Raw genomic sequence first — 9478 nt, 5'->3', positions numbered from 1 at the left:
ATATCATTAACCCCATTAAATCAACGTTTAATTCACGTGATTTAATGGGGTTTTTATATAGATATAGTTTAATGGTGTGGATTAATCTAAATGTTTATTAATTACTGAATCTGCAAGAGTACAATCAGAATCGCAAAAGTTAACTTATTTAAAAGAATTAGGTGAAGATGGAGAGTACAAATATGTAGCTAAAATAGATAATAAGACATCTAAAATATGTCACTCATTAAATGGTAAAGTTTTTAAAGTTAAAGATATGGTTCCAGGTATTAATGCACCTCCTATGCACCCATGGTGTAGAAGTACAACTGTTCCGAATGTTGGTAATTGGCGAGATCAATTCTTTAAAGAAAGTAAAAGTAAATATAAAGTAGAAGATAAAGAAAAACATACTAGTCAATATGAAAAATCACAAGATAAAGCCAAAAAAGAAATGATACAAATGATAAATGATGGTAGAATAAAAGTAGAATTAAATGTGGAAAAACAAAATAGGCATTCTTTAAATAATAAATTGTATTTGGAGAATAAAAAGTTTGCATTAAAAAACAATGAGAAATTACCTAGCTACACTATACTTTCTAATAATGAGTTAAATAGATTATTAAAAATATACTCGACAACTGGAAAAATTCTAGTTAATAAAGGTGGTTTTAGTCGTAAAGAAATTATTGATTTCGAAAAAATTATAGGAAAAGCTTTTGTAGAAGGAAAATATATTGAGACATCATTCGGCAAAGTTCATTATTCAAAAACAGGTTCTCATATAGTACCTTTCATAAGTAAGGAGAATTAAAATGTTAATCAAAGATGTATATCGTAAAAATGTTATTGTCATACTTAATAACAAGGAAAAATTTAAAGGTTTTGTGATTGATTATGAAAATCCATTAGAAAGTGATACTGGAAACTATTGCATGGATTTAGCAACAGATTTAGGTTTTTACTCTATTGATGAATCAGAGATTAAAGAAATAAAATTAATGTTATAATAGCATCCTTTCTACACAGATAAATAGAAAGTGGTGCTATTTTTATACGATTTTTTAATCTTTTCGAAAGGTTATTTTTTATGCCCAAACCATGCTTATGGCGTTAAAAGGTGCAAGTGTTAAGTCCGAACCATGCATGACTTAAAACTAATCAAGAGTAAATATATGAGGTGTAAAATATGCAAACTAAGAAGACCAACATGTTGAAATTAAAGTTACAGTTTTTCGCAGAAGAATCAGAAAATAATGCGTAGACATCTTATAAACTAGAAAAATAAGTTATAGACGAACTGAATCAAGCGTTTTAATCGTGTCTTAATTGGTGTGTTTTTTTGTCTCAAAATAATTATGCCAAAAGACATAATATATATGAGGTGAGTGAATGAAGAAAAAATAAAAGCACCCAAAAGCATTAAATGCTCAATTAAAGTAAACTTGGTCATTCTACAAATTGAGCTAGCTTTTGAGTACTAAACAATTGAGGGGTTTGCTTCCCTCTCTAATATAAGTATAACATAATCCTCATTTCAAATATATGAAAATAAAAGTGTATAACAGAAACAAAATTAAAGTAATAACCCCACCTAATATAGTAACTACTATCAATTCGGATGAAAAATTATTAATTTTATTCTTTTCTTTTAAATATTTAGTTAAATAAACAGAACTATACATTGATATTAAAAGTAGGATTATAAATGCAATTGAATTCATGTCTATTGCCACCCTACATATGTCATTATATTAAATTTCCCTTTCGCGACTACACCACTTTTAACTCCACCGTGACCTAAAAAACCTACTAAACCACTAACCATATTATCGGGAAATTCATGACGAATGGTTTTTTTGGATAAATCTTGATATTCATCATAAAATTTGACATCTTTGGGGTTAGTTTTAATTTGATCATCGAAGATTCCAGATAATCCAAGTTTAACATCCGTCCCTATATCGGCAGGTTCTTTAGGTTCAGTACCCGCATAAACCATGTAAACCGTATCATTATCTACTTTGCCGTTACTATCTATAGGCGATAGAGCCATCGCTTGAAATCCATTCGCTTTATCGATGCGCGAAGCTTGGATTTTAAAATTTAGAACACTATCATCTTTTTTAATTTTAGTTGTTTTTCGATTTGTAATATTTGATTTATAACTATTACCAGAAAGTTGATAATATGTGTTATCTTTATTATGTAAATCAGTCATAAATTCACCTCAAAAGGATTGATTTTTTGAATAAAAAAATATTTTTAACAGTTATTATATTAATTAGTATAATATTAATCGTAGGAAGCGTCTATTTTAAAACGAAATATGATGAAAAAAAAGAAAAAGAACAACAATATTATAACGAACAAAAAGAAAGAATAATTTTGTATATGAAATATAATGTCAAAAATTTCAAAAATATCGAATTTATAGAAATGAAAAAGAATCCAATGGATGGCTATGACATTGATGGTTATATCAATAATGATAAAGATTTATCATTTAGTGTGGGTATAAGATCTTTAGATGATTTTCAATTTGATGGAGATATAGCATGTTCTGACAAATTAGATAAATTATTTATAAAAAATCCGAAACCTGTATCTGAAATAAAGAAAGAACAAAACAAAAAAGAGGATAAGTAAATCAAAGTTGTAACTAAGTGACATTTTAAGTGATGTTTTTACGCTGAGATATGTTCTTTGTTGCAGTGAGAAAGGATATTTGTATATTATTGACTTATATATCAGGTAATTCATTTTTATCTTCTACGCTAACAGCAACAACCACTATTATAATATTTTTTATTGTTAATAAATGGGGAAGAAAATCATAGAAAAGAGAAGGTAAAACCGCACTCATTTGAGCGTAGTTTTTTATACAAAACAAGGAACGTCCCCGTTACGTTCCCTATAGCTTATAATGACTGGTGTTATAGTATTTTAAAACACCCTCCGTTTCCGTAATATCATTAACCCCATTAAATCAACGTTTAATTCACGTGATTTAATGGGGTTTTGTTTGTGACTTTTAAAAATTCACTACCTAACTTTATTTGTTCTTTTTATCAGATTTTTTTCCATCCAATTGTTTATCTACGTCTTTATCTCGATGCTTATCTTTAATCTCTTTTTTATCATTGCGTTTATCTGCACTTTCTTTCTCTGTCTTTTCGGCATGACCACAAGCGCCTAGTACGAGTGTACTTGCAAGTAAAATTCCAAAGAACTTTTTCATATGTGTTCCTCCTAAAATTTGATTGACAGCAATATTTCAACAATATTCTGAAAAAAGTTGCACTTCTACCTATAAGTTAACATAAGAGTTGAAATCATCTTATGAGATGGTGTTATAAAAATGCAACTATAAGTTATTGTTGTTGTTTGGATGATTTACTGTCAATTTTATCTTTAATAAATTTAATAATATAACCTGTGATAATCGCTTTTATTACACGTTTTAGAAAGTTTTTCATGTATTTACTCCTCTAATTTGAATTAGTCTATACATGTTTATACCCATTTAGCATAAAAATAAAGCTTACATGTTTGAGTTGAGCAGTAAACTTTAAAACTATTTCCTTTTATTTTTAATAAAAGAATGTGTGGTTTTTAATTATTGTTATATGAATTAAAAAATAATAAAAAGACGGGTATTTAGTCTACATCGACTTTAATACTCGCCTTATAAAGCTTACATGATTTATTGTTTATAACGCACCGCCTAAAGCACTTAAATAGATAGCTATTGCATACAGTACACCGAAAAATGTATTGGCTTTGCCAGTAGCTACCATAGCTGGCATCATAGTTTCAGGTGTATCGTTTTTATTAAAACGACGTACAGCTTTGACTGGCATAGGGAAAGATAAAATGGGTAATAGATAAAGTAATGAGCCTTGTGGTTTAAATAGAGCAGTATAAAACACAATAAGATATGCAATGACATATAAAATGGCCATGAGTGTGATGGATGCTTTTTTACCTAGTAAAATTGGCAAAGTTTTACGTCCGCTTTCTTTATCTTTTACTCGATCACGTATATTGTTTGCCATATTAATAAGTCCTATTGTTATAACTATAGGTATACTCACCCAAACAGCATAGCCTTGTATATTACCTGTTTGGATAAAAAATGATAATAAAATGATAATCATACCCATAAATATACCTGAAAACAATTCTCCTAATGGTGTCCAAGAAATCGGTATTGGACCTCCAGTATATAAATAGCCTACTGTCATACAAACTAAGCCGACAGGAATAATCCAGAAGGAACTTTGTACAGCTAAGAATATACCGAGTAATGCCGCAATAATATAAAATGCAACCGCAAGTTGCATGACGGATTTCGGACTCATACCATTGCGAACAATAGCGCCTCCAATACCTACAGAATTGTGGTCATCTAAACCTTTTTTGAAATCATAGTATTCGTTAAACATGTTTGTAGCTGCTTGTATTAATAAACAAGCTAGTAACATAGCTAAAAATAAACTAAATTTAAATTGGTCTTTGCTACCTAATAGAAAAAGTTTCGAAGCAGCACTCCCAACTAATACAGGAACTACTGCCGCTGTTAGAGTATGAGGTCGCATAAGCTGCCAATATTTATTGACAGTTGAGTATTGAGAATATTTATTTGACATAATAGATGATACCTCTTAAAAAGATTTATTTTATTATAGATATTTTAAAGGAATCGTACATAAAGGTCAATTAACGGAGAAAATGATATGTTTATTTAAGCAATTAGCCATACAGGTAACTTTAAAAATGATACAATAATGTAATGAATAAATATAGATATGAAAGAAGTGAAATGAATGGCTGCGAATCTTTTAGAAGACGAGATTAATCATGTGTTATATTCGAGTAATAAAGATTGGGTGTCAGTAGAGACAAAGTTACATCGTGAGCTTAATCCAAGTGAATTACTTCAACTAACTGAAGCACAAGCGGGAGATCGTTTTTACTTACGTTTAAATGATAATAAGTCTTCGTTTTTCGGCTATCATGCAATTCAAAAATTTCAAAATAACTTTGATAATAAACAGAATATATTTCGAGAATGGGAAAAATTCAAACATGATATTGAGTTGATTTATCCAGAAACGGATAAACATCATTTAAGGATTTGCGGTGGATTTCAATTTTCCAGTCATAAGTCAGATGATGAATGGCGCGAGTTTAGTATTAATCATTTTATAGTCCCTGAAGTGTTAATTTCAAGGGATGAAGAAGGTACTGTACTAACTTATACGACAAAACGGCTATCTTTCGATATGTCCCGTTTCAAAGAGATCATTGATTATTTTGAACATGCAGATATCACTTTAGACGATGATGAAATTTTAAATGTTACTAAAATGGAAGATATTTATAAAGATGAATGGCGGGACTTGGTTCAAGAGACCATTGACTACATAGATGCGCACAAAAAAATTGTTTTAGCACGACGGAGACTAGTGAAATTTGCTAATAACATTAATATTGCGCATGTGCTTGAGCGTGCAATGGCTAATGAAAGAAATAGTTATATTTTTCTTATCGAGTCTAATGAATCCATTTTCATTTCACAAACGCCGGAACAATTATTTAAAGTTGAGAATCATGTTTTATCAACTAAAGCAGTTGCCGGAACGATTAAACGTACACATGAAGAAGCAGAAGATAAAGCAAATGTTGAAGCATTTTTAAATGATCGTAAAAATTTAGATGAACATCGTTTTGTTGTTAATAGCATTTTAAATGATATTGAACCATATGTAACGCAGGTGGATTATAACAAAACACCTAATATTTTAAAAAATGACCACTTATATCATTTATATACTCAAATTACAGGCAAATTAAATGATAAACCTTACAGTGATTTAATTGACTTTATGCATCCTACTCCAGCATTAGGAGGATATCCTAAGGAAGAAGCTTTACGCTATATAGAGCAAAAAGAGTTTGGTACGCGAGGACTTTATGGTTCACCGGTTGGCTTTATTGATGTATATAATGATTGCGAATTTATAGTTGCCATTCGATCAATGCTTGTGAAACAAAATCAAGCTACTTTATTTGCTGGTTGTGGCATTGTTAAAGAATCTAATCCTGATAGTGAAGTGGCTGAAACGGCAGTTAAATTCTTACCGATGATGAATGCATTAGGAGTTGTGAATAAGAATGAATCATAGAGAAGCACTAACATTACAAGAGTTTACGTTTGCGTCTGAACTATACGCTTATGGTGTGAGAGAAGTAGTGATTAGTCCGGGATCAAGGTCAACGCCGTTAGCAATTGCTTTTGAAGCTCATCCAGATATCAAAACTTGGATACATCCCGATGAACGTAGTGCTGCCTTTTTTGCTTTAGGTTTAATAAAAGGTAGTGAAAGACCAGTAGCTATACTATGTACTTCTGGAACAGCAGCAGCAAATTACACACCAGCAATTGCAGAGAGTCAAATTAGTCGTTTACCATTGATTGTGTTAACGAGTGATCGACCACATGAATTAAGGAGTGTGGGTGCACCGCAGGCTATTAATCAAGCACAAATGTTTAACAATTATGTTAAATATCAATTTGACATGCCAGTTGCAGATGATACAGCATTTACACTTGATACAGTACATTATCAAATGCAAATAGCAAGTAATTATTTATATGGACCACATAGAGGGCCAATACATTTTAACTTGCCATTTCGAGAGCCGTTGACACCTAATTTAGAATGTACAGAATATTTAACTTCTGAAGATAAAGCTTTACCACATTATACTAAGACGATGGATATTCAATCATTACAACCTATGTTACAACAATTAAAAGGACTTATTATTGTTGGTGATATGCAGCATCAAAAAGTAAATGCAATATTAACATATGCAGAACGTTATGATATTCCAGTTCTGGCCGATCCAATTAGTCAGCTACGTCAATACCATCATCCCAATGTAATAACGACGTATGATTTGTTATTTAGGTCAGGGTTTGAACCTGATGTAGATTTTGTTATTCGAGTAGGAAAACCAGTTATATCTAAAAAGTTAAATCAATGGTTACAAAGCACGAAGGCTCAGCAAATTTTAGTTCAAAATAATGATCAAATTGACGTCTATCCAAAAGTACCTAATCAAGCTATTGAAATGTCTGCAAATGACTTTTTTGCGATGTGTCAACAAGCAGAATGGGTTGATCGAAGTACTTGGTTAAAACAATGGCAACAGCTTGAACAGCAAGCCCGTGAACATATTGTTGACCATGTTATGCAAGCAACGGATGATACGGCATATGTATATGAATTACTAAATAAATTGACTCATAAAGATAAACTTTTTGTGAGTAACAGTATGCCGATTAGAGATGTGGATAATTTACTTTTCAATTGCGAAGCGGAAGTATATGCAAATCGAGGTGCTAACGGTATTGATGGTGTTATTTCTACTGCACTAGGTATGGCAGTTCACCAACATGTTACATTATTGATTGGAGATTTAGCATTTTATCATGATATGAATGGTTTATTGATGGCAAAATTGAATGATATTCATCTTAATATTGTCATAATTAATAATAATGGTGGCGGCATCTTTTCATTTTTACCACAAAAGGAAAGTGCAGCTCACTATTTTGAACGATTATTTGGTACGCCAACGGGATTAGATTTTTCATATACTGCACAACTTTATGACTTTCAGTTTGAACGCTTTAATTCAGTGCGAGATTTCCAATCACAATCATTAAATCAGCACTCGCGCACAATCTATGAAATTCAAACTGAACGTGAAGATAATAGACAGCAGCATCAGAAGCTGTATCAAAGGTTGAGTGAATTAAAAGATGTTACATTATAATTTTTATCAAGCAAAGCAATCTTCAGAGCAATTAATCGTATTACTTCATGGCTTTATTAGCGATAGTCGCACGTTTGATCCATACATTGAAATGTTTACTTCAGAAGTGAATGTTGTGACGATTGATTTACCAGGACATGGGAACGATACAAGTAATAGTAAACTGACATGGGATTTTTCTTTCATTACACAAGCCATAGACGAGGTTTTAGCGCATTTTAGTGATAAGAAGGTATATTTGCTTGGCTATTCCATGGGTGGGCGTGTCGCGCTTTATTATGCGTTATATGGACAATGTAGATTATCGGGATTGATACTTGAAAGTACATCACCAGGCATACATCAAGCCGATGAACGTTTAGAACGCCAACAAATAGATGCTGCACGTGCTAAAGTGTTAGATATTGCGGGTCTAGAGGTGTTTGTAAATGACTGGGAGAAATTACCATTATTTTATACTCAGCGTGACTTAGACAGATCAGTGCGACAAAATATACGTCATTTAAGATTGGATCAAAATCCAACGCGACTCGCTCAGGCTTTAAGAGATTATGGCACTGGAAAGATGCTTAATTTATGGGAAGCGATTAGCAGTTTACATATGCCTACGTTGATTATGGCAGGGGAGCTAGATGTTAAATTTGTTAATATTGCTAGACAAATGACTGATTTAATGGGTACTAGTCAACAAGCTATCGTGCCTAATGTTGGGCATACAATTCATGTGGAAGATAAAACAGAATTTGGTACAATAGTACTAGCTTTTTTAAAGGAGGAGCAAAATGACTAGACAGTGGGAAACACTTAGAGAATATGATGAAATTAAATATGAATTTTTCGAAGGAATTGCTAAGGTAACAATTAATAGACCAGAAGTGCGTAATGCTTTTACGCCTAAAACAGTTGCTGAAATGATTGATGCATTTAGTCGCGCGCGTGATGATCAAAATATTTCAGTTATCATCTTAACTGGTGAAGGTGATAAAGCCTTTTGTTCAGGTGGTGACCAAAAGAAACGTGGACATGGTGGTTATGTAGGTGAAGACCAAATCCCTCGTTTAAATGTGTTAGATTTGCAACGTTTAATTCGTGTCATTCCTAAACCAGTCATTGCAATGGTTAGAGGTTATGCTATTGGTGGAGGTAACGTGTTAAATGTGGTTTGTGATTTAACAATCGCAGCTGATAATGCCATCTTTGGACAAACAGGACCTAAAGTAGGTTCATTTGATGCTGGTTATGGCTCAGGTTACTTAGCAAGAATCGTTGGACATAAAAAAGCACGTGAAATTTGGTACTTATGTCGTCAATATAATGCTCAAGAAGCATTAGACATGGGCTTAGTTAACACAGTTGTGCCTTTAGACCAAGTTGAGGATGAAACGGTTCAATGGTGTAAAGAAATTATGAAACACTCACCAACAGCTTTGCGTTTCTTAAAAGCTGCAATGAATGCAGATACTGATGGCTTAGCTGGTTTACAACAAATGGCTGGGGATGCTACATTACTTTATTACACAACTGATGAAGCGAAAGAAGGTCGTGACGCGTTTAAAGAAAAACGTGACCCAGATTTCGATCAATTTCCTAAATTCCCATAAGAAATTTAATGTATATATAAATTAATGACGATTAAAGGACACTT

10 protein-coding genes and 1 pseudogene are annotated in these 9478 nt (G+C 32.1%); 7 read left to right on the top strand and 4 right to left on the bottom strand.

Annotation, left to right across the window (positions count from 1 at the left end; all coding sequences use genetic code 11):
- Positions 1 to 94: 94 nt before the first annotated feature.
- Positions 95 to 796, top strand: a pseudogene (locus tag CD041_RS04565) (polymorphic toxin type 50 domain-containing protein); the annotation flags it as partial.
- A 1-nt stretch (position 797) separates the two neighbouring features.
- On the top strand, positions 798 to 992 hold the full coding sequence (locus CD041_RS04560; RefSeq protein ID WP_002459479.1) for a hypothetical protein: 195 nt from the start codon (positions 798 to 800) through the stop codon (positions 990 to 992).
- 716 nt (positions 993 to 1708) lie between these two features.
- Here CD041_RS04560 and CD041_RS04550 read toward each other — a convergent pair.
- The gene (locus CD041_RS04550; protein WP_070647945.1) at positions 1709 to 2203 is read right to left on the bottom strand and encodes a hypothetical protein; all 495 of its coding nucleotides are present in this window, start codon (positions 2201 to 2203) and stop codon (positions 1709 to 1711) included.
- A gap of 26 nt (positions 2204 to 2229) precedes the next feature.
- Here CD041_RS04550 and CD041_RS04545 point away from each other — a divergent pair, with 26 nt between their 5' ends.
- Positions 2230 to 2631: a DUF1433 domain-containing protein gene (locus tag CD041_RS04545; protein ID WP_070647946.1), complete on the top strand. Its 402-nt coding sequence runs from the start codon at positions 2230 to 2232 to the stop codon at positions 2629 to 2631.
- Between the two features lie 406 nt (positions 2632 to 3037).
- Here the strand turns inward: CD041_RS04545 and CD041_RS04540 are convergent, their stop codons facing one another.
- From CD041_RS04540 to CD041_RS04535, 3 genes are all read right to left on the bottom strand, one after another.
- On the bottom strand, positions 3038 to 3223 hold the full coding sequence (locus tag CD041_RS04540) for a hypothetical protein (protein ID WP_002459476.1): 186 nt from the start codon (positions 3221 to 3223) through the stop codon (positions 3038 to 3040).
- 133 nt (positions 3224 to 3356) lie between these two features.
- Entirely contained in the window at positions 3357 to 3461 is a 105-nt protein-coding gene (locus tag CD041_RS12300) for an SAR1012 family small protein (protein WP_002478399.1), read from the bottom strand.
- 234 nt (positions 3462 to 3695) lie between these two features.
- Positions 3696 to 4634, bottom strand: coding sequence for a 1,4-dihydroxy-2-naphthoate polyprenyltransferase (locus CD041_RS04535; protein ID WP_070647947.1), 939 nt, complete (start codon positions 4632 to 4634; stop codon positions 3696 to 3698).
- 177 nt (positions 4635 to 4811) lie between these two features.
- Here CD041_RS04535 and CD041_RS04530 point away from each other — a divergent pair, with 177 nt between their 5' ends.
- Genes CD041_RS04530 through menB form a run of 4 tightly spaced genes read left to right on the top strand, consistent with a single transcriptional unit; the run spans position 4812 to position 9434 of the window.
- Positions 4812 to 6173 (top strand): isochorismate synthase, encoded by a 1362-nt coding sequence (locus tag CD041_RS04530; RefSeq protein WP_002492681.1) that lies wholly within the window; start codon positions 4812 to 4814, stop codon positions 6171 to 6173.
- A complete protein-coding gene (menD, locus tag CD041_RS04525; RefSeq protein ID WP_103284506.1) occupies positions 6163 to 7833 on the top strand; it encodes a 2-succinyl-5-enolpyruvyl-6-hydroxy-3-cyclohexene-1-carboxylic-acid synthase in 1671 nt (556 codons plus the stop codon). Before CD041_RS04530 ends, menD begins: the two co-directional genes overlap by 11 nt.
- A complete protein-coding gene (gene menH, locus CD041_RS04520) occupies positions 7820 to 8623 on the top strand; it encodes a 2-succinyl-6-hydroxy-2,4-cyclohexadiene-1-carboxylate synthase (RefSeq protein WP_070647949.1) in 804 nt (267 codons plus the stop codon). Before menD ends, menH begins: the two co-directional genes overlap by 14 nt.
- Positions 8616 to 9434: a 1,4-dihydroxy-2-naphthoyl-CoA synthase gene (gene menB / locus CD041_RS04515; protein WP_002459471.1), complete on the top strand. Its 819-nt coding sequence runs from the start codon at positions 8616 to 8618 to the stop codon at positions 9432 to 9434. Before menH ends, menB begins: the two co-directional genes overlap by 8 nt.
- Positions 9435 to 9478: the final 44 nt, after the last annotated feature.

This window comes from Staphylococcus lugdunensis (assembly GCF_002901705.1).
GTDB classification, from domain to species: domain Bacteria; phylum Bacillota; class Bacilli; order Staphylococcales; family Staphylococcaceae; genus Staphylococcus; species Staphylococcus lugdunensis.
Note: the sequence above shows the minus strand (reverse complement) of the source record. Positions and strands in the feature narration are given on the sequence as shown.